Below are 23,848 nucleotides of genomic sequence, written 5' to 3'. Positions count from 1 at the left end.
GTCAGGGTTATTGTATCAGCGGCAGCTGAAGTTACCCTCGAGGCAGAATCCTTCGCGAATATAATTGTTGATTGCTGTAGCACTTATGTTGGTGTCCCAGTTACCTTTTTGTTGTGCCAGTAACAACTCGATTAACGCTGCCATTTCCGTATCTACATTTAACCCTGAGGCGTACCCGAGAGAGGACAAATAACTTGAAATAGAACGCTCCGGCTCATCATAAGAGCGAGACTGAGGCATGGATGTCGTGTCACCGGAGTAACTGCGATACTGATCCAGAGTCAAATAAGCAGAACCTTGCCCGGAAAACCAGTGATCCTGCTCTACTTCTGAGTAGTAGTAGTTATTAGCCAGATTACCAGTGCCTTTGTTAACAGAATATTGCAACAGGCGGCCAGGTCGCTGAACGTTCGCATCCTTTCCCTGGATTTCATTGTGGTGAAAATCAAATGATACGATTTCGTCATATCCGGTGAAGTTGACCAGAACCTGATTGCTGTAGATATCATAGATAATGTTGTTGCTGATCTCTGTATTGGACATCTCGCCAGTTATATACATGGCATAGTTGTTATTGTTTTGAGCGTTGTATTGTCCCCAGTGTGCAAAGATGTTGCCGTTGACCAGCCCGCCTTTCCAGTCAGCCAGATCCATCCCCCAGCCAAGATCCCGTTTAGACGGCTGAGTTCGGCCTATATTCATCAGCACATTATTGGTTACGTAGATTTGCTGAAATCTTGGTCCGTTGTTCTGATCTTTGTTACCGCTCAGACCAATACCAACTTCGCCTTCAAGATAAAGATTGTTATCAACCAACAGGTTCCAGGCTTTGATCTGATTGTCCCCGGATGTTGTGTTGGAGGTGAACTTGGTACCAATACTGGATGAACGCAAAAACAGATTGTTCCTGACAATCGTGTTCCTGGGTTCTACAAAATAAATGTTGTGGTTGTAGTAAGTAGCCTGACCTTCTTTGTCATCGCTACCGGTACCCTGTTTATACCAGCCATTGTGGTCGAAAATGTTTTCTTCAATTAACGATGAAACATTATCGGAGTACATACCTTGCGTGTTCTGACCGGATACCGCGGCATAATTGTTGGTCACCAGGTTCCGTCTGAAAATAATGTCTATCACCTCGGAGTTATCATCGGTTGACTGGAAATAGTTGCTTGAATACCAGTCGAACCAGCAATCTTCGATCAGTATGTGGCCGACGATATCCAAACCACGAAAACCCAGTGCCTGACCTATGGAATTCCAGTCAAAGTCACGGTCCTCCTTGCCATCACCGTCCTGGTCCGGGTTACGTCCACTGGCCACAACATATAATCCAACGGCAGCTGAATAGGGAGCATTGTTGAAGTTTAATCCCCAACCAGTACCGGTATCGATCACAGGTCTCTCTGTGGCTGGTCCATAACTGGTGAGAACCTGTCGTTCGGAGGCTGAACGACCGGCTTTAAGTGCAAGATCGAAGCCGGGGGTTTTAGTAAAGGTGTCTCCGCGCTTAAACAGCAGGTAGTCTGGTTTTCCGGCTCTTAATTGTTCGAAAGCGGCTTCCATTGTCTTATACGCTAAAACCGTACCGGCAGGATTACGATAGTCTCCGCCGATTACACTATCCTTGGGCGTGTAAACCTTCGCAGTATTGTCGTCACCGCTCGTGGTTGAAATATAGATCAGTCGCGAGTTGGATGAGGGTATTAAGATTGACCAGCCGTCTGCATCCTGTTTGGGGAGGCTAAAGTTGCTTTCCCAGCTGACATGATAGTTATCGTCAAACTCTGCAGCCACAATAATGGTGCGTGTGACAGTTGCTTCGTGACCATCAGAATCGACGACTGTATAGGTAATACCGTATTTGCCTGTGGTGGAAACATCAAGATTCGAATCAACAGAAATACTGGATGTCAGATCACCATCCTCAGCATCTTCTGCAACGGCGCCGGGATCAACGAAATCGCTACCGGCCAGCAGTTGTATATTTTCAATGCCGGTCAGTTGAATTTCAGGGCCCTGGCTGCTGTGTGCAGCGGCAGTATTGGTTTTGCCTGAATCGCTTTCTGAGTTGCATGCCGCCAATAGAGCACAGCAAAATATTGTTTGTAAGTATTTGTGGTTATTGAAATTCATGTGCTTTCTTCCAACGTCCGTTATTTATGGTTCCATGAAACTGCACGCGAAATGAGCTTTAATCAGAAAAACCATCTCGAAAAAACGATCATGGCCTTTGCCTGTTTTGTCGCCGTATAGTCAATAGAGCGTAGAATGCTCCCGTTTCCGGCATAACTTTCCATTTATTTGAATAATCAAGCATCTCCATATACTGCGGTGCCTTTGAAGGCTGAAATATGGTAACAATGACAATATTCTTACCAAGGAACAGTCAATCTGACCTTTATTACCAACCCAACTGATTCCGATTTTTCCGCTCGAAAAATCATGGCGGGAGTGTTCCTGACTCTATGCTGTTTTATGGTTTATGAACCTTCAGAGTTGGAGGTGCTTTTGTTTCCCTTTTTCTGCATCAAGATTCGAAACTGTAATAAAGGTCAGGTATCACAAATGTTTAACGGGAAAATCCTTCCCGGAAATAGTTATTGATCGCACCTGCTGTTAACTTTTGATCCCAGTTTCCCCTTCTCTGCGTTTTCAGGAGATTGACCAGAATATTCATTTCAGTAGTAGCATTGGCGGTTGAGTCAATATTCTTATCTTTCAGATAGTCGGAAATCGTTCGATTGGGGGCGGGGTAGGATTGGCGATTCTGAATAGATGTGTTGTCTTCACTAATGCTTTGATAACCAGCAAAATCAATATCCCGATTACTTTTCAGTTCTGACCAGATGTACTTATCCGTTGCACGAAACCAATAAGCATCGTTGGTGTCGAAATGATAATCGTTATTCGCAAAGTTCTGTGCTTTCGGTTGTATATCATAGGCCATAATGCGGCCACCTGAATCTTTAAGCAAAGTGATTTGGTTATTTGTAAAGGTAATATGGTTACTGGCCTGAGCGACAAACTCTTTTTCACCCTGATCAGAAAAGCTGATGACCGCTGTACCAGTGACAAGTCCATAGGCAATATTGTAATTAATGATGGTATTGGTCACATGACCTTTGCTGTCAATGGCATAGACGTTTTTATAGTCACCACTTTTATTATCATCCTGGCCCCAGTTAAACATCAGATTGTTCTGTACCAGTCCATTCTTCCAGTCACTGATGCCTATACCCCAACCTAAAGTTCGATTCGTTGGGAACGTCCTGCCAATTGCTGTTAAGACATTATTAACGACTATTATATTTTCCCAGCGTGGCCCATCATCCTGATCTTTATTTCCTCCCAGACTGATACCAATTTCCCCCTCTGCATAAAAATTGTTATCAACCAGGATGTTCCAGGCCTTAATACTATTGCTGCCTTCCGAGTCTTCAGAGTTGGACGTGAACTTGTTACCCATACTTGAGGCTCTTAAAAAAATATTGTTGCGAAAAACAGAGCCCTGGGCTTCCGGGAAATAGGTGTTGTGATTGAACATTGTGGCTTTTCCATCTTTCTTAGTACTGCCGTCACCTTGTTGATACCAGCCATTGTGATCAAAGACATTTTCTTCCAGTAGCATGGATGTATATGCCGAATACAAACCCTGGGAATGGGCCGCAGTAGAATAGTTATTATTAAAAATATTGCGTCGAACAATAATATCTTTAATGGTCAAAAAATTATTATTCTTATCAAATGTAAATGACTGAATAGAGTTATTGTCGAACCACTCAAACCAACAGTCTTCGATCAGCAAACCACCATAATCATTGAATAAAGCCGCATTAATTCCTTTGGTGTCATCGACCTTGTCAAAGCCAACAAAATCGCTGGAGCTGGGGTTACGTTTGCTGGCCTGAAAATGAATTCCAACAATAGCCAGATATCCACTTTTATTCAGAATTGCTCCAGAGTTTTTTATGAGTGGTCGGTTATCTGCCAAGTCACCGTATGCACTTAAAACCGCTTTTTCCTGAACTGAGCGGCCATGAACTTTAATGTTTACCTCAGGGCTTTCCCAGGTATCGCCACGTTTAAGCAAAACATAGTCAGGGCTGCCAGGTCGTAGTTGGTCTAACGCTGCTTCGATGCTGGCATAGGGCTTAATTGCGCCAGTAGGATTGAAAACATCGTTGCCAACAGTTGAGTCGTCTGGAGTATAAACTTTAGCTGTTTCGTCATTCCCATCGTTGCTGACATACATTATTTTGGAGTCTTTGGAAGGGGTCAGAACTGACCAGCCATTACTATCCTGAGCTGGCAGGCTAAAATCTTTAATCCAGTCGACATAGTAGTTATCACCCTTTTTGGCTACGGTAACCGTGCGGGAGACAGATACGGTATTTTTGTTGGAGTCGGTGACGGAATAGTCGATGTTATAGTGTCCGGGAACAGCGGTGTTCACCTCGGATTTGGTATTGATAAAACCTGTCAGGTCACCATCCTGGTCGTCGTAAGCTGTCGCACCCGGGTCTTCGAAGTTGTTTCCAGCCGCAATTTGTATATTACTGCTGCCATTCAGAGTGATGGTCGGTACTGGGCTTTTGATTGGACTCGGTTTCCCAATATTTTGAATGGTATCGCTACTCTCACCACTAAGTGTGCAGGCAGTAAGAGTCATCACAGCGGATAATATCCAGGCTGTTTTAACACTTAAAGAAGCTATTTTCTGTTGCATATGAATCTCCGGGGGGCAGAGCATGCTCTGAATCCTAAAGCCGTTGTTCAGAGGTTCCTGAGGCTACGACTCCTGTCTGTAGATAGTATTAGATAATGTAACCGTATAATGTAAATATTTATACTGTATATCCCATATTAAGGATATATGGACTTTTTCAAATACTTCTTCCAGTTTCTAAAACGAATGCCTAATAGATGGCTATTAATTTCTTTTGTGATGTTAACCAGTTCACATTTTTTGCAAAATTTCAGTTGGCCAAAACAAAAACAGGCAGGGATTTAGCCAACGCATTTTAAGGTCATGCAGATCTGACTGAAACAGGAAATAAGAATGAAGCTATCTTCAAATATTTGAAGAAGTCTTAAAGTATGTTCTCACTATAAGCGCAGTCTGGCATACATATTTTCATTGGTATTCCACTTTATCGCTCTGACGTTTATGGTGGTTTCTGTTTACAATTTCGCCCATGGTTTGCTGACAGACCCCGCTGATGTTGTCACGCTGATCATCAGAACCATTAACACGCTGGTGATTTCTCTGGCGATGTATGAGTTGGGAGTTGGCGTAGACAAAGAGTATTCAACGGTTAAGAAAGGGGAAACGATTTTCCAGAACACCCGCCGGACCATTACCCGGTTTGTTGGCACGGTTTGTATCGCGCTGGTATTGGAAGCGTTGATCATGATTATCAAATACAGCCAGTTGGATTTAGCCGGTAATTTGTACTATCCCATAGGCATAATCGTGGCTTGTTCATTTTTGTTGTGCGCATTGGGCGGCTTTTTGCGACTGACCGCCCATGCGGAGTAAATAAACTCAGCCAAATCGATAACTGGAGGCAACTGCACTGCCCATCGCATTCTGGTCAAAGTAGACCCGAGGCTCGTAAGGTGGTCACGCAGATCCAGTATTTTTGCGGGCATGCTTTAGTTGGATCAGAGTATCTTCAGTCGGTGGTGGTGCCGGGATTGGCAAAGTTGCTACCGTTTATTTTTACTGCTGGATCTTTGGCTTTTGGCCCATAGTTTGTCGGTAGCTGTAGCGCTTTCTGGTTTTACTTTCCACTGCTTGCCCTTTCTTTAAACAGCCTGCTCGCAATCGATGCGTGTTCCTGATGAAATCCTTTTCCTTCCCATCAATATTCCATTTGTCGCGCCACGATGTGCCATAAACCCTAGTAGGAAAAGCCTTGTCGGAAATACTTATTGATTGCGTCAGCGGTTAATTGATTGTCCCAATTTCCCTTTCTTTGTGTTTTCAGTAGATTGACTAATATTTCTATTTCAGTGTCAGTATCTGCACTAGAGACGTACTCTTGGTTGATCAGAAAGTCCGCAATAGTACGATCGGGGTCCAGGTAGTTTTGCTTTGTATTGGTTGAGGTATTGTCGTTGGCAATACTTTGATAACTGGCAAAATCGACACTGCGGTAATTGCTGATTTCCGACCAAGTGTAGTTTTCGGATGCACGGAACCAATAATCATCCGTGCTGTTAAAATAATAATAGTTCTCAGCGAAATTTTGTTCATCTGGCTGTATGTCATATTCCATAAGGTAACCACCAGAATCCTGAAGCAATGCGATTTCGTTATGGGTAAAGGTAATATGGTTGCTGGCATGGGCCACAAATTTATCCGTACCATCATCAGAGAGCTGTACGATTCCAAAGCTACTGACAAGACCATAAGCTATGTTGTGATCAATAATGGTGTTGGTCACATGTCCGCTGCTTTTGACTGCATGGACATTGGTGTAGTCTCCATCTTTACCATCATCCTTACCCCAATTAAAAGTCAGATTACCCTGTACCAGTCCATTTTCCCAATCGCTGATACCGATGCCCCAGCCAAGATCCCGGTCAGTTGGAAATGTCCGTCCGATAGCCGTGAGGACATTATTGACGATTAGCATATTCTTCCAGCGTGGCCCATCATCCTGATCTTTATTTCCACCCAGACTGATGCCAACCTCGCCTTCTGCGTAAAAATTATTATCAACCAGAATATTCCAGGCTTTAATGCTGTTTGTACCTTCAGGGTCTTCAGAATTGGACGTGAATTTATTGCCGATACTCGATGGTCTTAAAAATATATTGTTGCGGAAGATGGTGTCCTGAGACTCTGGAAAATAAGTATTGTGATTGAATATTGTGGCCTTTCCCTCTTCCTGGGCGCTACCATCGCCCTGTTGATACCAACCATTGTGATCGAAGATATTTTCTTCCAACAGTATGGATGTATACGCGGAATACAATCCCTGGGCGTGGGATGTAGTGGCATAGTTATTATTGAAGATGTTGCGCCGGATAATAATATCCTCAATTGGAAGAAAATTACCGGAAGCGTCAGTTGAATAGGATTGAATGACATTATTGCTGTACCACTCAAACCAACAGTCTTCGATAAGGAAACCACCATAGGTATTGTATAAGGTTGCATCAATGCCTTTGGATGTTTCATCCGTGAAGCCAGCGAAATCTCCGGAAGCAGGATTACGTTTGCTGTCCTGGAAATGAATGCCAAGAATGGCCAGGTAGCCACTTTCATTTAAGTTTATCCCTGAGTTTTTAATCAGTGGCCGGTCATCGGTCAGATCTCCATACGCCCCAAATACAGCTCTTTCGTCGGCTGAATGACCGTAGGTAGTGATTTTGACGGTTGGCTCTTCCCAGGTGTCACCGCGTTTTAACAAAACGTAGTCAGGACTGCCAGATCTCATTTTACTCAACGCTGCTTCGATGGTGGCATAAGGCTGAATCGCACCAACGGGATTGAAGACATCGTCGCCAATAAGCGCATCGTCAGGGGCATAGGTTTCAGCACTCTTGTCGTTACCATCAGCGCTGACATACATTATTTGGGAGTCTTTGGAAGGGGTCAGAATTGACCAGCCATTACTATCCTGCTCAGGCAGGCTGAAGTTGTCAATCCAATCAACATAGTAATTTTCACTTTCATCAACCACGGTTACGGTACGGGATACCGTTACAGTATTGTTGCTGGAATCCGTGACTGAGTAGGTTACGTTATAGTGTCCGGCAGCAGTCGTGGTGACTTCAGATTTGGTATCTATATAGTCTGTCAGGTCGCCGTCCTGATCATCATAAGCTGTAGCGCCAGGGTCTGCGAAGCTGTCTCCAGTTGTGATTTGTATATTGCTGCTGCCGTTCAATGTAATCTTGGGCTTCGTGTTATTGGCTGAGCCAGGGTCCACAATATTTTGGCTGTCGCCTGTGCTATCGCCACTGATGGTGCAGGCACTGAAAATAATTGCGGTGGTTAGTGTCAGCCCGACTTTAATACTCAGGTTGGCTTTTTTCTGTTTCATACAAATCTCCTGGCAGAACATGCTCTGAATCTTCAAGTCGCTGTTCAGAGGTTCCTGAGGCTACGACTCCTGTCTATAGATAGTATTAGAATATATAACCGTACAATGTAAATATTTATATACTGTATATGTCATATTAAGGATATATGAACTTTTTCAAATGCTTCATTCAGTTTCTAAAACGAATGCCTAATAGATGGCTATTAATTTCTTTTGTGATGTTAACTGGTATACATTTTTCTGCAAAATTTTTGTTGGTCGAGACCAAAGCAGGCGGGTATTCAGTGTGTGCATTTTAAGGTCCTGCAGCTCTGAGTGAAACAGGAAATAAGAATGAAGTTGTCTTTAAATGTACGAAGAAGTCTCACCGTATTTTCTCATTATAAGCGCAGCCTGGCATACATGTTTTCATTGGTATTCCACCTTATCGCTCTGACGCTTATGGTGGTTTCTGTTTACAATTTCGCCCATGGTTTGCTGACAGACCCCGCTGATGTTGTCACGCTGATCATCAGAACCATTAACACGCTGGTGATTTCTCTGGCGATGTATGAGTTGGGAGTTGGCGTAGGCAAAGAGTATTCAACGGTTAAGAAAGGGGAAACGATTTTCCAGAACACCCGCCGGACCATTACCCGGTTTGTTGGCACGGTTTGTATCGCGCTGGTATTGGAAGCGTTGATCATGATTATCAAATACAGCCAGTTGGATTTAGCCGGTAATTTGTACTATCCCATAGGCATAATCGTGGCTTGTTCATTTTTGTTGTGCGCATTGGGCGGCTTTTTGCGACTGACCGCCCATGCGGAGTAAATAAACTCAGCCAAATCGATAACTGGAGGCAACTGCGCTGCCCATCGCATTCTGGTCAAAGTAAACTCGGGTGGCCTTGTCCTGTTCTGCGGCACCAACAGCGACCATCAATGGTATAAGATGATCTTCCCGCGGATGACTGATTCTTGCCGAGGGGGCCCCGGACCAGTGCTTCAGACGGTCAGATCTTGCCTCGCCGGTCTGTTCCAATGTTTCCCGCAGCCAGTTATCGAACTGACTTGAAGGGTCTCGTGCGGCTGGTCCTCTCAGGCGCAGATTATGATAGCTCAGGCCGCTGCCGATGATCAGAACTCCTTCATCGCGTAATCCCTGCAACGCGCGGCCAACCGCCAGGTGCTCTTCGACGCTGTAACCTGATTTCAGGGATAGCTGAAATATCGGCATGTCTGCCTTGGGGTACATGATGTACAGCGGTGCAAAGGTACCATGATCAAAGCCCTGGTGGGCATCCGTAACTGCGTTTATGCCGGCCGTATTCAGCAGCTCCTGGACTCTATTCGCGAATTCAGGTGCGCCGGGTGCCTGGTATTGGATCTGATAGGTATAGTCCGGGAAACCATAGTAATCATAAACCATGGGTGGCTGCGCACTGCTCATAATGCTGAACGTTGACGCTTCCCAGTGACCGGAAATCACCAGAATCGCTTTTGGTGTTTCCGGTAGCTGTTTGGGAATATCGACCAATGATTGTTCCAATATCGACATCATCGCCCGCATTTCCGGTATCCAGGGCCATGGACCGCCGCCATGAGAGATAAAATAAGTAGGTAACCGTGACATGACTGTTCTCCATTACTGTTGTGATAGAGAAACAGTGTAGTGCGATGCAATCTCGACGGATATTCAGAGTATTACAACGTCTTATTCAAATCTGGTGAGCGGTAGCGCTTCGACCAGATGACACTGGCACAGGCGATTGCTGTTAAGAATAAATAAATCCACATACCTTCACTGCGCAGCACTTGAATCCATGCATCAACGGGACTGCTCATGTTCCAGGTACGTTCGGCTATCCAGGCCAGGGATACCATAATTGCCAGGGCGCTACCGGTGATGCGGAGTATTGAGTACCAATGGCTTCGACTGCTGAGGATCAACCAGGGCATCAAGGCACCGACGATGAGTAGTTGCATGATCTCAATACCGATATTAAATCCGGCAAGCGACATTATCAGATCGAGTCCAGTAAAGCCGCGACCGGCCATTTCACTGGCAAATGCAAGACCGTGAATCAGTCCAAAACCAGCGGCAACGGCTGTCGCGTTTGCACCAAAGACCGGGCGAATGGCATGTATCGCAGAAACCAGAATGGAGGCGGCGACCAGAATTTCCACCGGACGTGACGGTACCTTTAGCAGTTGTGTGGATGCCAGTGCAAGTGTGAGTGAATGAGCCAGCGTGAATGCAGTAACGATCTTCACGATGCTCCCCATGCAGGTACCTAATGGCACAGCAGTGGTCCATCGGAATCCTGATCTTGCCAGTGGAGCTGGCAACAGCAGACAGCATAAAAACAATAAATGATCATTGCCTTCTGCTATGTGATGCATTCCTGCGGACAAAATTGCCAAAAAACCTTGCCAGATGCTCGCCTGCTCACGATCAATCAGAACGTCTTTGTGCTTGTAGCGCAGTACGCCAATCAATCTGGGTGCATCGGAAAATGTAGCGGTTTTAAAGTCTGAACGTACAGACACAAGAGTTCTATGTGTTACCACCTGATGCAGAATGACATCGCTTTTGAAAACGAGCGTGTTGGTATCTGATATTGGAAATTTTAGTTCTATATATAAAAACGGCTGTTGATCGATCTGGATCTGCTGCAGTTTATCGACCTTCATAGGCAATGCTTTTTTTGGCGCGCTCAACAGTTGAATGTGTTGAGAGAGATACTTACTGATGGCTTGCTGATGATCATCGTCCAGATCAATCTGGGTTTTGCTGCCAAATTCCGGGGCGGCCAAGTGCAGTTGGTCAAGTGGAACATGCATTTCTGCAAGTATCATGTCGCTTCGAAAATCAAAAAAAATGCTGCTGGTCAGTACGTCGTGGGCCTGACTCCAGCCCGTCATAAATGTCAGCAGCAGAATGCGATAACAAAGGCGCATACTGTATTCCTGATAAAAATTTGAGAGATGGTCAGTGTATGTTCACCCGACGTTAACATTTGTCGGGTGATAGACAGTGAATATCAGAGGCTGTTTCCGTAATCGTATGATTTATCGCGGAACATTGTATGGTAATGTGTTCCGGACAAAATCACGCCAGCCTGACAAACTATTTCAATCCATAATCTTGGGCCATCAATTCTCATATATGTACCTTCTATGTCCACATCCACGCCTGCGCTTTCGTCGCCTGACCATGCTATATATGTGTCGTTGAATGCTATGTCAGAAGCATATTCTTCCATGAGCGGTGCTGAAATTTCGCCACTGTAATCTTCAACCCAGGCTTTGATTGCTTCAATAACAGCAGATTTTTGAGTGTCAGACAAAGTCGATACCAGTATTCCTTCGCGGTCCATGCCTGTAGGGTAATCCGTTGGGAGTGTGGCGCTGCCATTATCGGGGCCCATCAGCACATCGGAATAACTCTGATCCTGAAGATAAGCTTCAGCCAGTTGTATTTTATCCAGAGCATCAAACATAGCGACCATAGCATCCCCTTCATCAGCCAGAGGTGCATAAGTGGCCGAATTTATTTCAAACGCACTTTTGGGTTCGACCCCAATATGATTTGGAACCGGGTAAGCGCTACCACTTAGGAAGGTAACGTTATATGCCAGATGGTGGCCACCAATTTGCAGCATCCAGTCACCACTGACAGAAGGTTCACCTATAAACGCAATATAATAATTGTCAGATGAATATGTCAGACCACCGCTGCCACCCTCTGATGGCATTCCTGAGCCGTCAGGAGGCGTACCTGCGTCACCATCCGGAGGTGTTCCTGTTCCGCCCCCGGCTCCTCCTTGCTCGTTCAGATAATCATCGGCTGCCAAAACGCCAAGAAAGTCATCGTAGCCTTCGTCGGTGAGAACGGCTTTGGCAACAGTCATGGCTGCCAGCCGTGCCTCTTCGGATAAATTACCAAACATCAAACCATTGCGTGAGGCATTAGGGAGATTTGACCAGGTTGTCTTGGCTTCAGCATCGCCCCAGTCGAGGATGACTGTTTCATATTCGCTGGTAGTTAAGGTGTCGAAAAATGCCTGTGCTGTGCAGACGATAGTTTCAAGATCACTATCAGCAGCACAATCGCCAACTGTCACCTTACTATAATCCACGTTATTTTCATTAGCGGATACTGATGCGTCAGTGGAGTCGGTGACAATGGTGCTCTCATTTGCTGTATTCGTATTTGAGTCATCAGAATCCGTATTACAACCGGACAAAGTCAGAACGAGTGATAAGGTGATCAATAATAATCGTTGATCAGTTGTGAAAAGTTGCATATGAATGGTCTCATCCTTATTTGAGGGTGGTCCGATTTCAGATACCGCGTATTTCTGTCATCGAGCTCTTATGGTTGCCGCGACATTTACAAATCTAGCATTCAAATGAGGAAGGAATATGCATGTTGAAAAATCAAATCAGAATCAGTTCATGAACTTTTCATTCAATAACTGATGCACGGTTTCAGCTTCCGGAAAATATTCTAAAACCCATTTCTGGCTGTAATAGCTGTCCAGATATCGGTTGCCATGATCACAAATAACGCTGACAATTACTCCTTTTTGTCCGGTATCAATCATATCTTTTGCCAGCAACAGGCAGGCATAAAAATTAGTGCCTGTGGAGGCCCCAACTTTGGAGCCCAAAAGGTCGGACAAGGTTTTCATCGCACCAATAGAATTGACGTCCGTAACTTTGACCATCCGGTCGATGACTCCCGAAATGAATGAAGGTTCCACCTTTGGCCGACCGATACCTTCTATCCTGGAGCTGTACAATGCCGTCAAATTACGGTTTCCACTGATATAACTATCGTAAAAGACGGAGTTTTCCGGGTCAGCGACACACAGCTGTGTGGTCATTCCGTGGTAGCGCAAATAGCGTCCCATTGTTGTTGCGGTTCCGCCGGTACCGGCACTCATGACCAGGTAATCGGGATGCGGCTCACCAAGGTCATTCAGCTGCTGGAAAATCTCCTCAGGCAGGTTGTTACCCCGCCAGTTGGTGGCTCGTTCTGCATTGGTGAATTGATCGAGATAATAACTGTTCTGTTGATCCGCTATCTGTTGTGCCACGTCGTACACCTGATGGGCATGTTCCACCAGATGACAATGACCGCCAAGATCCTGGATGGCCTGAATCTTGGCAGCCGCAGTCGAGCGGGTCATAACCGCAGTGAAAGGTAGTTGTAGCTGGCGGGCAAAAAAAGCGACTGAGACTGCAGTGGAGCCGGATGAGGCTTCCACCAATGGCGTTCCCGGCAGAATATGACCATTGCACAGACCATAGAGCAATAAAGAGCGTGCCAGCCGGTGTTTGAGACTGCCGCTGGGATGAGTTGATTCATCTTTCAGATACAGAGTGATTCCGGGTAGAGATGGCAGGGATAGTTTCCGTAGAGGTGTCGCCGATGCACTTTGCTCTTCCTGCTCCAGCATGGCGATAGCATTGAGTACCCATTGTCGCTGCTGACGGGACTCACTGGAGGGGTATATAAACGTCATGATCTGGCACTACCTCATTTGCAAAAAAAGTTTATAGTCTTATTTCATTTAAAAATATTTTTGCGCAATTATGGAAAAGCTCGATAAAACAGATCTGAAGATCCTGTCTCTACTGCAACAAAATGCGGCTTTGCCAGTCGCGGAAATCGCCCCTCAGGTCAATCTGTCAGTCACTCCCTGCTGGCGCCGTATTCAGCGGCTGGAGCGGGAGGGATACATTCGCAACCGAGTGGCTTTACTGGATCACAACAAACTGAATGTCGGGGTTACTGTATTTGTTGCCATAAAGACCCGTGATCATTCCATTGAATGGCTGGAAAAGTTCCGCAATACCGTTCAGCAGATTCCGGAGATTCTCAGCATGTATCGCCTCAGTGGCAGTGTCGATTATCTGCTTCATCTGGTGCTGCCTGACATTGCTGCTTATGACAAGGTCTACAAGCAACTCATTGCCGAGGTCAGTTTTCAGGAGGTTTCTTCAATGTTTTCCATGGAAGAAATGAAAGCTACAACGGCCATTCCACTGAATTACTATGGGCCATTATGAAGGATTTGCAGGAGTATTAATTTGCTATTTTGGTGCTTGTATTGGCCATAAATTAAAAATAATTCTCTTATTTTGTCTGTAAATAAAAAATTATTTTTACATTAGCATGGAGTGAGGCAAAAAAACTCAGGCATCAGATCGGCTTGATCATTATTTTTACCCGGGTAATATTGCTTAATATTTTTACCCGGGTAATAATCTCGGCACCTGAAAATAAAGGTGACTGTCATGAAGACACATTATTCTGCTTTTTATCAAAACCGACTGATTGCTCAAGGTTCGTTAGAAACTGTTGTTGAAGCGGTTAAGCAACTGGATCCGCTTATTGAGCCGTTATTACTGGAAACCGAAAGCTGTCAGCGTAAAGAGTTTGACTGGCGAGGTGAGACAATAGACGTTCTTGGCAGGCTTAATCTGTCAAAAACCACGCAAAGAGGCAGGCCAAAACTCGGTGTTGAGCCCAAAGAAGTCACGTTGTTGCCAAGGCACTGGGAGTGGTTGGCCCGACAGTCAGGGGGCGCATCTGTCACGCTGCGAAAACTGGTGGAAACTGCTATCAAACAGGCTCCGCCGGAGCAACAGATGAAGGAACATCAGGAGAGGCTGTATCGCTTTCTGTCGCTGACGGCGGGTGACTTTCCTGCATTTGAGGAAGTCATTCGGGCGTTGTATCGAAACAATCGTCAGGAATTTGAACAAAATATGCGTGATTGGCCTGTGGATATTCGCACATTCGCGTTGAATAAATTTGATGAACTCGGTGTATCGAACGACCACTGAATTCCATTTTGAGGAAATAGTATGTCTGCTCATTCTGCAAGACTGGGGACGGCTCCTATTGGCCGTTTGTTTGCGTCGCTTTCGATGCCTATCATCTTTGGCCTGCTGGTAGGCGGACTTTATAATGTGGTGGATGCACTGTTCATTGCACGCGGGGTTAATTCCCTGGCCATTGGTGGAGTATCGATAGTCTTTCCAATCCAGATGGCGATTTTTGCTGTTGCCGGACTGATCGGCTCTGGCACCGCTTCAATTGTGACCCGCAGGCTCGGTGCCAAAGACGAAAAGGGTGCCCAGGAGGTAACCGGAAATTCGCTGTTTCTGGCATTGTTTTGTGGGTTATTGCTGACATTGCTGATTCAGGTCTTTATGGCACCATTGTTACATTTGCTCGGTGTAACCGGTCAGCTCTGGGGCTACTCTGTTGCGTATCTGGTTCCCATTGTCTGGGGCACTACAATCGTCATGCTGCTGAGCTGTTTGAATGATCTCGCCCGGGCGGAAGGGAAAATGCACTATTTGATGTTTTCGATTCTGCTGTCATCCATCTTGAACATCATACTAGACCCTATTGCCATTTATGTTCTGCATTGGGGCGTTGTCGGGGTTGCTTTGGCGACTGTGCTGTCCCAGGCCATTACCATGTTAATGATGTTGTGGTTGTTTTTATCCGGCCGGACCCATCTGAAGATCAAACTGACGACGTTTAAACTGGATAGCTCAATCAGCAGGAATATTTTCCTGCTGGGTTTGCCAATATTTTTTTCCAACGTCGGAGTATCGGTGGTGATTGGAATGGTGAATGCCACGTTGAGTCGTTCAGGACTGGCGGAGACAGATTACATCATCAGTGCCTATGGTATTGTCGCCCGCATATTCATGTTTTTGTTTTTCCCGCTTGTAGGCATGGTGATCTCTTATCAGACGATCTGCAGTTATAACTACGGTGCCCGTCAATTCGACCGGGTACGGGCGATTTCTTCTCTTGCGGTTATTGTCGTAACTTTATACTGCACTCTTTGCACGCTGTTGATGGTATTCCTGCCTGAACACATTCTTCGTCTGTTTACCAGTGATCCACCTTTGTTGGAGCAAGGTATCTTTATTGCCCGGTATGTATTCCTGGGCTTTTTCGTGATGGGTGCGGCCAGTATCTGGGCTGCCTATTTTCAGGCAATTGGCAAGGCCAGACCGGCATTGTTTCTGTCGAGCTTCAGAGTATATCTATTACACCTGCCGTTGCTGCTGGTGACACCGGTACTGCTGGGAGTCAACGCGATATGGTTCACTTACCCCATTGCCAGCCTGGGAACATTCCTGGTGTCCTGGATGTTTATTCGTATTGGATATCGAGAACTGGGAGAATTGGAGGCTGAGGCTGTATGACTTTCGGCTGGGCGGTGACTGGTACAAAACCGCCCAATATTCCCGTTTGTCTTAAAAGACACTGCAGAGGTGCCGTGAACATGAACAAAAAGGGTCATATTTTGTCCAACCGACATACCTCTTGCGGATATTCAATTTCGACAGTGGAGTGATCTATGTGAAATTCAGCTAGCACATGTTTCAGTTCCTGCTTGAGTGCCTGATACTGAGTGGAAGTAATTTCTTCATGCGTTACGACATGCAGACTCAGGACATGGCTCTCTCCATCCTGAGTCCATAATCTCAGGTGATGAGCTGAGTCCACGGCCTCAAGCGCTTCCACCCGGGCTTTGATCGTATCGTACAACTCCGGCTCCGGTGATTGCTGGCTAATAATCGCATAGGCCTTTTGCAGTGACCGGAATGCTGCAGAACCGACTATGATGGCAACCAGGATGGCCAGTAATGGGTCTATCCAGGTCCAGCCGGTCAGACGGATAATAATGGCGCCAATCAGAACCGCCAGCCATCCAAGTGCATCTTCCAGTAAATGCCAGCGCATCACATTTTGATTGAGGTTGTTGGTTTTCCGGATAATGCGGATGGCGGCAAAACCGTTAACCGCCGTACCCAGTATCGCCAGAGCCAGCATGCCCTCCACATGTAACTCCGTTGGTTGCCAGAAACGACTGATACTGAGACCAACAACCCAGAGACTGCCGGCCACGAGTATTGTCGCGTTGAGTAAGGCGCTCAGGCTGCTTAACCGGCGGTAACCAAAGGTATAACGGGAATCTGCCGGTTTCAGGGATTTTTTTTCCATTAACCAGGCAGAAGCCAGAGCAATGCTGTCTCCAAGGTCGTGGACGGCATCAGACAGAATCGCTGTGGAACCCGTCATCAGCCCACCAATAAACTCAATGACCATAAATACCGTGTTTAGCAGGAATGCCAGTCCCATCGACTGACTGCTATCGTGATGATGGTGATGGTCATGATGATTGTGGCTCATGCGAAATGTCTCCAGGTCTGATACAGTGGCCGTTATAAACTCTACAGTTAATGGAGAGTCAAGGTGCGTATCAGTCAGCTTCAAAAACAGTTTGGCCTGTCGGCAAATACAATTCGTTATTACGAAAGTCAGAACATGTTGTCACCGGTGTCCAGAAGTGAGTCGGGTTATCGGGTTTATCAGCAGAAACATATCGCTGAATTGCAGTTCATTATCCGCTGCAAGCAGTTGGGGATACCACAATCAACAGTCAAACAGATGATTGATACCCTGCAGCGTCAGCAGCCTCTGTGTCAGGAAAAGCGGGCATTGTTCGAGCAACAGGTTGAGAATATCGAAGATAAAATTGCAAACCTGGTGTTTATTCGCGATGAACTGCGTGAGTTGCTGCTATTGTGTGATGGTCGCCACGATCAGCACACCTGTTCTCTGACCAGTGCATTGCTGGCAGGTCAATAAATAATCTCGGTGATGTGGAAAACTGAATGAGTAAACGGTGTGTATTTTTTGCCCCTTCCGATGTTTGGGGCGGGATTGAGAAAAACGTTTTGCTACGGGCGCGGATGTTGAGTCAGAGAGGCTATCGGGTCACCGTGGTGTTGTTACAGGGAATGTTTGCAGAGCGATTTCAGCCTTACCCGGAAATAGAAGTTGTCAGTGTGCCTTTTAGAGGTGGAGACCTGAATCCTCTGGTGGTTTGGAATTATGTTCGGCTGCTGCGAAGGGTTCGCCCTCATGCCGTGTTCGCTGCCTCCAAGAAGGACTGGTGGTTGGTATCTTTTTCTGCCTGGTTGTGTGCTGTTCCCAAAATCGTGTTGTATCTGGGGGTGCTTAGAAAGGTTAAAAATAACATCAAGTACCGTTCGGTATTTCGGCGTTTCAAGGCAGAAGTGCTGGTCAACAGTGGATCTTTAAAGCAGGCGCTGATTTCAGATTCGCCATTGTTTTCTGAACGAAACGTCCATTTGATTTACAACGGCTTTGATTTGCCGGCCAATACTGAACCGATGGTGGACTATCGAAAGCAGTTTAACCTGCCTGAAGAAACTGTATTGATTGGATGTGCGGGTCGGTTCTCAATGCAAAAAGGATTTCAGTTATTGCCGGATATCCTTGCAAGACTGCCGGAACATGTTCATGTGATTCATGCCGGTGGCGGTCAATATGAGCAGAAAATCAAAGAAATCATTGCTGACTCCCCGATCGCGCATCGAGTGCACTACGTTGGTTATTTACAGGATACCCGCCCGTTCTACAGTGGTATTGATGTGTTTTTACTCTGCTCGCGTTTTGAAGGGATGGCCAATGTTCTGAATGAAGCCATGAGCTTTGGAAAACCTGTGGTATCGACCCGGGTCTCAGGCAGTGAGGAGTTATTGGCGGAAGGGCGGTACGGGTTACTGGTAGATATAGATGACACCGCGGCAATGGCTGAAGCCGTACAAGCAATCATCAGCGGTCAGGTGCACTTTGATCCTGAACAATTGCGTCAGTGGATTGCAGACGGTTTTTCAATAGAGCAGATGATCAGTAAAACCGAACATTTGATGTTTCAATCTGACGGTTGTAATTCCAGTTGAATGATGCGACTGAGTTCACCATTGAGTTTGATGTATTCAAAGCTACGGTTGAATGCGGCTACCACGGCAGGATCCGAGCCCAGGCTGATTCCGATGTAACGTGAGGACTCTGTCAGTTCCTGATATTCGCTGAAATTGCTTTTATCAGATTGCTGGCGCTGTAAATACCATTGACTGGTATCACGTCCGTATACCCAGAAATTGATTCGTCCGCTGATAAGCATCCGAGCACACAGTTCGGCCTTCGAAGTCAGCTCAATCTGGTTTTCGAGATAACCATTGGCAAGTAGCTGTTGGTGGCCGACGTCATCTCTAACAGCGCAGATACGGCTGGCGGAATGTGGTTTGGGCGGATCAAGATTGGGTTGTCCCAAAATCACAATATTGGAACGGTAAATAGGGCCAATCCAACTAAACTGCCCATATCGTTCTGGTGTCATGGTCATGGAAAATACAATCACGTTCGGATGGTTCAATGCTTCCCGGTATGCGCGAGACCAGGGAACAAAGTCAAATTTATCATCGGTAACATCTGCTCCTATCTGATTCAGTATGGCCGTTAAAACATGCGTAACCACTCCCCGGGGCCGGTCGCCATCAATGTAATTCATGGGTCCATTTTGTTCTGAATAGAATTTGAATTCGGCCAAAGAGTTTACCACTGCCATGTTTTCGACTATATGCTGGAACTGACCGGTTTGTCGCAAAATACTCAATCCATGATTGAAGGTATCGGTTAGCTGCCTGGCGCTGGGCATGGATTTGGGGGTAATAAAATAAAGCGTTTCACTGGTGAGGTTTTTTTCATCAAATTTAAGCTGCTGACGGTACTTGCTGAATTTATGGTGTAGCAGATACTCTCCGACATTGAGATCCACAGGAACCAGATCAATATCGCCTTTGATCAGCTTTTCAATATTGTCTTCATTGGTATGTGTGCTAACAGTATTAAGATGAAAGTCTTTCACCGCCCGATCAAAGCTCTCCCCATAAGAATAAGAATCAACGATGCCGATTTTCCAGGGTTCAAGGTCTTCAAAGTTATCCCAGCTGAAATTCATATCTGCTCTATGCAAAAAGACAATGGTTATCTGTATAACCGGCTGACTGTAGTAATAGCGTTCATTGCGCTCCTGGGTTTTGATCCAGCCAATGGAACCCTGCAGCTGCCCCTTGTTTAAGAGCTTCAGAATGTTATCCCAGTCCTCAAATTGGAATTCAGCTGGTTGACCGGCAGCTTCCAGCGCTTCGCTGGCAATGCGCGGCAGTAGGCCATGATATGGCAGGGCCGCATCGCTGTAAGGCGGCCAGTATCCGACACCCAACGTCACGGTTGATGATGACCACGCTGATAGTGACAGCAACAAAAGTATTAATGAAAGCGAAACTGTACAGATACTTTTGCGCATAGAGTCTTTACTCCAGTTGCTATGAATTGCCCCGTCCGGCATTGTATGATCGAGTTAATGAACAGCATAGGCCAAGTGGGTCGGGAAATGCGAAGAAGGGTTGCTTTTTCTGCTCTGACAGAAATTTTTTGTATCTTTGTGCATTGATTCGCTGTTTCCAGGGAGATAATTCATGCCAGGAGTGTTTATTTTACTATTCTTTATATCTCACATATCAACTATGAGAAGGTAAGCAAGCAGTATGAAAAAGAGCAGTGTCGTTATAGGGGTAATGATCGCCTGTATGGGTCTGACTTCGTGTGTTACTTATGATCCAATGACCGGAGAAAAAGAACTTAATAAAACCACCCAGGGGGGGATTGCCGGTGCCGCGCTTGGTGGCATTCTCGGTGCTGCCGTTTCCAAGGAAGATCGTATGAAAGGTGCGCTGATTGGTGCCGGAATTGGTGGGTTGGCTGGCGGCAGTGTTGGTTATTATATGGATCGCCAGGAAAACAAACTTCGCCAGAAGATGGCGGGTACCGGTGTTACGGTTACGCGTGATGGAGATAATATTATTCTGAATATGCCGGGAAATATCACATTTCCAACAGGCTTGGCAGAACTCAATCCTGATTTCACCCGTACTCTGGATGGTGTTGCGACCGTACTGGAAGAGTATGAAAGCACATTGATTACCATTGATGGATATACCGACAGTGTGGGCTCCGAATCCTATAATCAAACGTTGAGTGAAAAACGAGCCATGAGTGTCGCAACGTATTTGGCTGGAAAAGGAATTCAAACGGCGCGCTTGGCAGCGCGTGGCTTTGGTGAATCCAACCCGGTTGCAACTAATGCAACTGCCGAAGGGCGGGCGCAAAATCGTCGTGTTGAGCTGACTTTGGAACCAATCACCAAATAGTCTTTATACACATTTCACCGGATAATAGCCTGCTATCATCCGGTGAATATTGACTGTCAGGATCAAACCCGGTGTAGTTATTGGCCGGTTTGATGATTTTCTGGCATGGTAGTCAATCATTGTGCTAACCGACAATAATCACTATTAATAGGGTAAGCGCTATTATCAAGAACTCACGTATCCCCGTCTTGTCACATGCAGGAGATGACCAGAATTTATGCATCAGTATCTGGAAGACTTCTTAATTGCCAGTGATCAGCATGAAATTCCCTACCGGGCCTGGCTTGCCAGAGAGCCTGTCGCAAGTGTGTTGATTGCCCATGGCATATCTGAACATGCCCAGCGATATGAAGCATTCGCAGAGTATCTGACCGAGCATGGCATTAATGTCTGGGCGGTTGAACACCGGGGGCATGGTGAACATTGCGAACCTGAGCATTTAGGGCATTATGCCGATCAGGACGGCTGGCAAAAAGTTGTGTCTGATGTCAACCAGCTTAAATGCCATATCATCAAAACTTCCAGTGGTATGCCGCTGACGCTGTTGGGCCATAGTATGGGTTCATACATTGCCATGGCCGCTGTGATGGCTGAAGGTGAAGGCTATGATGGCCTGTTATTGACTGGGTCGGGCCTAAGTTCCGGCTTGTTGCTTCGATTTGGAGTAATGGTTGCGACACTTGAAAAACTACGACTGGGCGCGCGTGGGATCAGTCATTTGGTAAATGTCCTGCCATTTAAAAACTTCAACCGCTACTTCAAACCCAATCGGTCTGAGTTTGACTGGTTGAGTCGGGATAATAACCAGGTGGATAAATATCTTGCTGATCCGCTGTGTGGCTTTCCCTGTACCAACCAGTTGTGGATCGATTTTCTGAACGGGCAGATTGCGCTATCCCGGATGAAAAACGTACAGCCATTGCCGTCCGACATACCGGTCTATCTGGTTAGCGGAAAAAAAGACCCTGTCGGTTTTTTTGGCGCGGGGGTACGTAAACTGGCGTCGTTGATGATGGCTGGAGGGGTGCGCCAGGTTGACGTGACGCTGATAAATGACGCCCGTCATGAAGTCATCAATGAAATAAATGCCAAAGAGGTTTGGGATATGTTACTGCAACGAATCCAGACCGTAAGTATTCGAAAATAACGGCTTTATTCCATCCATGTCCTACCAGAGCAGATCAGAAATGCTCTCATGTAATCACTGTTAACATATTGATTTACATAAAAAAATTCATCATTGGGAGTAGATTCCTCGGTCTTAATGAATTAATACTGTAAAAGGTAGTTCTTGAGTCTGAGTAAACATATTCTTGACATGCTTCAGACAACAATAATTAAGAATGGAAGGAGAATAGTGTGAGTAAGTTCACTAAACGCTTGCCTTTAGCGGCTGCAATCTCAGCACTGGCAAGCACAACCATAGCGGGTGGTTTTGATAATTCCGGTCAACCCTTTGACATTATTTTGGGTACCGGCAATGAAATTACCATCATGACCTATTCCACGACTGTCGAGTTGACAGGTAAAGCTAACAGTAACAGCATTGTGGGCGGCAGCTATAATTCGGCTGATGTCAAGCTTGATGATGTTGCGTCCGACTATATGAGTCTTCAGGTAGGAGCGAGACTGGCGATAACGGATTCCATCGCTTGTGCCTTTCAAACAGATGAACCTTATAAAACTCATACAAAAATAGCGGATGAATCATTAAGCTATTTTGACGGGGCTTCTGGTGCCAATGCTAAAGAAGATGAAGAACATACCCCTATTGAAACAGAAGTTACCAGTAATGCCTGGACCGTTGCGTGCGGTTATGGAATACAGATGGGCAAGAGCCGGCTGACGTTCTTTGCCGGACCCAAATTTCAGAACATTCATGCCGTCTTTTCGTCCGATATGATGAATGATTTGGCGGCAGCGTCCGTCCCAGGTGGGTTAGCGACGGGCGAAAATGACAATATCAGCTATGATATGGGCACCAGCTATGAAGCAGGATACGTTGCTGGTATTGGGTATGAGATCAAAGATATTGCGTTGAAGATTGGCGTGTTCTACCACTCACCTATTGATTACACCATTAAGGGAACCGTCACCGGTGGAGCGGGCATACAGACCCTTCAAAACAGGGTTGCAACGGATAGTGTCAAGGCGGATTTGTCGACACCCGCGTCATGGAATTTAACTCTGCAGACTGGTATCTGGCCAAAATGGCTGGTATTCGGTAATTTGCATTGGAGTGCCTGGTCTGAACTGGATTCTCTGAACGTAACCAGTAAAACAAACAGTGATGGCGCTGGTGACAATGATTACGACGTTGATCTGGGTTTGTTTTCCAATGATACCCTGGACTACCGTTTCGGTGTTGGCCATCAGGTAACCGACAAGCTGGTCATGGCAGCCAGTTATTCCAGTACGGTTAAGCTGGGCGATGAGGATCTGCCAGACGGTGTTGACAGCGACTCCCTGCGTCAGCCTCGGGGTGATTCGTACACGTTAAGCCTGGGTGGACGTTACGCGCTAAGCGATAATTTCTCCCTCTCTGCCGGTCTGGGATATACCAATCTGGATAAGACAACGGTGGATAATGGTTCTTTTACGGTTGTGTTCGATGAATCCGAAGCCTGGACCTATGCGTTGGGTATGACCATGACCTTCTGATCTGCCTGAATTTAG

19 protein-coding genes are annotated in these 23,848 nt (G+C 46.0%); 10 read left to right on the top strand and 9 right to left on the bottom strand.

Translation table 11 applies throughout. The features are described from left to right. Positions 1-15: 15 nt before the first annotated feature. Both YC6258_RS01930 and YC6258_RS01925 read right to left on the bottom strand, forming a co-directional pair. Positions 16-2,136 carry a DUF5011 domain-containing protein gene (locus YC6258_RS01930; protein ID WP_044615552.1) on the bottom strand — a complete coding sequence of 707 codons (2,121 nt, stop codon included), beginning with the start codon at positions 2,134-2,136 and terminating at the stop codon, positions 16-18. A 436-nt stretch (positions 2,137-2,572) separates the two neighbouring features. Then, positions 2,573-4,729, bottom strand: a complete 2,157-nt coding sequence (locus YC6258_RS01925) for a DUF5011 domain-containing protein (protein WP_044615551.1) — start codon at positions 4,727-4,729, stop codon at positions 2,573-2,575. Positions 4,730-5,170: 441 nt separating this feature from the next. Here YC6258_RS01925 and YC6258_RS01920 point away from each other — a divergent pair, with 441 nt between their 5' ends. After that, complete coding sequence (locus YC6258_RS01920; RefSeq protein ID WP_211264611.1) at positions 5,171-5,542, top strand: hypothetical protein; 372 nt, start codon at positions 5,171-5,173, stop codon at positions 5,540-5,542. Between the two features lie 364 nt (positions 5,543-5,906). Here the strand turns inward: YC6258_RS01920 and YC6258_RS01915 are convergent, their stop codons facing one another. Then, on the bottom strand, positions 5,907-8,060 hold the full coding sequence (locus tag YC6258_RS01915; protein ID WP_044615549.1) for a DUF5011 domain-containing protein: 2,154 nt from the start codon (positions 8,058-8,060) through the stop codon (positions 5,907-5,909). Positions 8,061-8,393: 333 nt separating this feature from the next. On the opposite strand from YC6258_RS01915, the gene YC6258_RS01910 reads away from it, so the two are divergent. Beyond that, positions 8,394-8,873 carry a hypothetical protein gene (locus tag YC6258_RS01910; protein ID WP_044615548.1) on the top strand — a complete coding sequence of 160 codons (480 nt, stop codon included), beginning with the start codon at positions 8,394-8,396 and terminating at the stop codon, positions 8,871-8,873. A 6-nt stretch (positions 8,874-8,879) separates the two neighbouring features. On the opposite strand, the gene YC6258_RS01905 is transcribed toward YC6258_RS01910, so the two are convergent. The 4 genes from YC6258_RS01905 to YC6258_RS01890 form a co-directional block, all read right to left on the bottom strand. Next, complete coding sequence (locus YC6258_RS01905) at positions 8,880-9,674, bottom strand: DODA-type extradiol aromatic ring-opening family dioxygenase (protein WP_044615547.1); 795 nt, start codon at positions 9,672-9,674, stop codon at positions 8,880-8,882. Between the two features lie 71 nt (positions 9,675-9,745). After that, on the bottom strand, positions 9,746-11,002 hold the full coding sequence (locus tag YC6258_RS26900; protein WP_052829996.1) for a HupE/UreJ family protein: 1,257 nt from the start codon (positions 11,000-11,002) through the stop codon (positions 9,746-9,748). An 83-nt stretch (positions 11,003-11,085) separates the two neighbouring features. Beyond that, positions 11,086-12,351: a DUF3500 domain-containing protein gene (locus YC6258_RS01895; protein ID WP_044615546.1), complete on the bottom strand. Its 1,266-nt coding sequence runs from the start codon at positions 12,349-12,351 to the stop codon at positions 11,086-11,088. A gap of 144 nt (positions 12,352-12,495) precedes the next feature. Further along, entirely contained in the window at positions 12,496-13,575 is a 1,080-nt protein-coding gene (locus YC6258_RS01890) for a PLP-dependent cysteine synthase family protein (RefSeq protein WP_044615545.1), read from the bottom strand. A gap of 70 nt (positions 13,576-13,645) precedes the next feature. Here YC6258_RS01890 and YC6258_RS01885 point away from each other — a divergent pair, with 70 nt between their 5' ends. From YC6258_RS01885 to YC6258_RS01875, 3 genes are all read left to right on the top strand, one after another. Continuing rightward, positions 13,646-14,122: an Lrp/AsnC family transcriptional regulator gene (locus tag YC6258_RS01885; RefSeq protein ID WP_044615544.1), complete on the top strand. Its 477-nt coding sequence runs from the start codon at positions 13,646-13,648 to the stop codon at positions 14,120-14,122. A 228-nt stretch (positions 14,123-14,350) separates the two neighbouring features. Beyond that, positions 14,351-14,902 (top strand): DUF2239 family protein, encoded by a 552-nt coding sequence (locus YC6258_RS01880; RefSeq protein ID WP_044615543.1) that lies wholly within the window; start codon positions 14,351-14,353, stop codon positions 14,900-14,902. A gap of 21 nt (positions 14,903-14,923) precedes the next feature. Continuing rightward, positions 14,924-16,288, top strand: coding sequence for an MATE family efflux transporter (locus tag YC6258_RS01875; protein ID WP_044615542.1), 1,365 nt, complete (start codon positions 14,924-14,926; stop codon positions 16,286-16,288). A 94-nt stretch (positions 16,289-16,382) separates the two neighbouring features. Here YC6258_RS01875 and YC6258_RS01870 read toward each other — a convergent pair whose 3' ends face one another. Next, on the bottom strand, positions 16,383-17,279 hold the full coding sequence (locus YC6258_RS01870; protein ID WP_044615541.1) for a cation diffusion facilitator family transporter: 897 nt from the start codon (positions 17,277-17,279) through the stop codon (positions 16,383-16,385). Positions 17,280-17,342: 63 nt separating this feature from the next. Between YC6258_RS01870 and YC6258_RS01865 the strand changes: the two genes are divergently transcribed. Then, a complete protein-coding gene (locus YC6258_RS01865) occupies positions 17,343-17,738 on the top strand; it encodes a MerR family transcriptional regulator (protein WP_044615540.1) in 396 nt (131 codons plus the stop codon). Positions 17,739-17,764: 26 nt separating this feature from the next. Then, complete coding sequence (locus tag YC6258_RS01860; protein ID WP_044615539.1) at positions 17,765-18,859, top strand: glycosyltransferase; 1,095 nt, start codon at positions 17,765-17,767, stop codon at positions 18,857-18,859. On the opposite strand, the gene YC6258_RS01855 is transcribed toward YC6258_RS01860, so the two are convergent. After that, the gene (locus YC6258_RS01855) at positions 18,832-20,268 is read right to left on the bottom strand and encodes a substrate-binding periplasmic protein (RefSeq protein ID WP_044615538.1); all 1,437 of its coding nucleotides are present in this window, start codon (positions 20,266-20,268) and stop codon (positions 18,832-18,834) included. The two genes, YC6258_RS01860 and YC6258_RS01855, sit on opposite strands and share 28 nt — an antisense overlap. A gap of 241 nt (positions 20,269-20,509) precedes the next feature. Here YC6258_RS01855 and YC6258_RS01850 point away from each other — a divergent pair, with 241 nt between their 5' ends. The 3 genes from YC6258_RS01850 (at position 20,510) to YC6258_RS01840 (ending at position 23,833) form a co-directional block, all read left to right on the top strand. Continuing rightward, the gene (locus tag YC6258_RS01850) at positions 20,510-21,172 is read left to right on the top strand and encodes a YiaD family glycine zipper/OmpA-like lipoprotein (RefSeq protein ID WP_044615537.1); all 663 of its coding nucleotides are present in this window, start codon (positions 20,510-20,512) and stop codon (positions 21,170-21,172) included. 217 nt (positions 21,173-21,389) lie between these two features. Beyond that, a complete protein-coding gene (locus YC6258_RS01845) occupies positions 21,390-22,319 on the top strand; it encodes an alpha/beta fold hydrolase (RefSeq protein WP_044615536.1) in 930 nt (309 codons plus the stop codon). Positions 22,320-22,531: 212 nt separating this feature from the next. Further along, positions 22,532-23,833 (top strand): OmpP1/FadL family transporter, encoded by a 1,302-nt coding sequence (locus tag YC6258_RS01840; protein ID WP_044615535.1) that lies wholly within the window; start codon positions 22,532-22,534, stop codon positions 23,831-23,833. The last annotated feature ends 15 nt before the right edge of the window (positions 23,834-23,848 follow it).

This window comes from Gynuella sunshinyii YC6258 (assembly GCF_000940805.1).
In the GTDB taxonomy this organism is placed as follows: Bacteria; Pseudomonadota; Gammaproteobacteria; order Pseudomonadales; family Natronospirillaceae; genus Gynuella; species Gynuella sunshinyii.
This window is presented reverse-complemented; position numbering and strand designations above follow the sequence as displayed.

Coding starts and splice junctions, on each gene's coding strand:
- YC6258_RS01930 (WP_044615552.1), bottom strand. CDS start 2,136: ATGAATTTCAATAACCACAAATACTTACAAACAATATTTTGCTGTGCT.
- YC6258_RS01925 (WP_044615551.1), bottom strand. CDS start 4,729: ATGCAACAGAAAATAGCTTCTTTAAGTGTTAAAACAGCCTGGATATTA.
- YC6258_RS01920 (WP_211264611.1), top strand. CDS start 5,171: ATGGTGGTTTCTGTTTACAATTTCGCCCATGGTTTGCTGACAGACCCC.
- YC6258_RS01915 (WP_044615549.1), bottom strand. CDS start 8,060: ATGAAACAGAAAAAAGCCAACCTGAGTATTAAAGTCGGGCTGACACTA.
- YC6258_RS01910 (WP_044615548.1), top strand. CDS start 8,394: ATGAAGTTGTCTTTAAATGTACGAAGAAGTCTCACCGTATTTTCTCAT.
- YC6258_RS01905 (WP_044615547.1), bottom strand. CDS start 9,674: ATGTCACGGTTACCTACTTATTTTATCTCTCATGGCGGCGGTCCATGG.
- YC6258_RS26900 (WP_052829996.1), bottom strand. CDS start 11,002: ATGCGCCTTTGTTATCGCATTCTGCTGCTGACATTTATGACGGGCTGG.
- YC6258_RS01895 (WP_044615546.1), bottom strand. CDS start 12,351: ATGCAACTTTTCACAACTGATCAACGATTATTATTGATCACCTTATCA.
- YC6258_RS01890 (WP_044615545.1), bottom strand. CDS start 13,575: ATGACGTTTATATACCCCTCCAGTGAGTCCCGTCAGCAGCGACAATGG.
- YC6258_RS01885 (WP_044615544.1), top strand. CDS start 13,646: ATGGAAAAGCTCGATAAAACAGATCTGAAGATCCTGTCTCTACTGCAA.
- YC6258_RS01880 (WP_044615543.1), top strand. CDS start 14,351: ATGAAGACACATTATTCTGCTTTTTATCAAAACCGACTGATTGCTCAA.
- YC6258_RS01875 (WP_044615542.1), top strand. CDS start 14,924: ATGTCTGCTCATTCTGCAAGACTGGGGACGGCTCCTATTGGCCGTTTG.
- YC6258_RS01870 (WP_044615541.1), bottom strand. CDS start 17,279: ATGAGCCACAATCATCATGACCATCACCATCATCACGATAGCAGTCAG.
- YC6258_RS01860 (WP_044615539.1), top strand. CDS start 17,765: ATGAGTAAACGGTGTGTATTTTTTGCCCCTTCCGATGTTTGGGGCGGG.
- YC6258_RS01855 (WP_044615538.1), bottom strand. CDS start 20,268: ATGCGCAAAAGTATCTGTACAGTTTCGCTTTCATTAATACTTTTGTTG.
- YC6258_RS01850 (WP_044615537.1), top strand. CDS start 20,510: ATGAAAAAGAGCAGTGTCGTTATAGGGGTAATGATCGCCTGTATGGGT.
- YC6258_RS01845 (WP_044615536.1), top strand. CDS start 21,390: ATGCATCAGTATCTGGAAGACTTCTTAATTGCCAGTGATCAGCATGAA.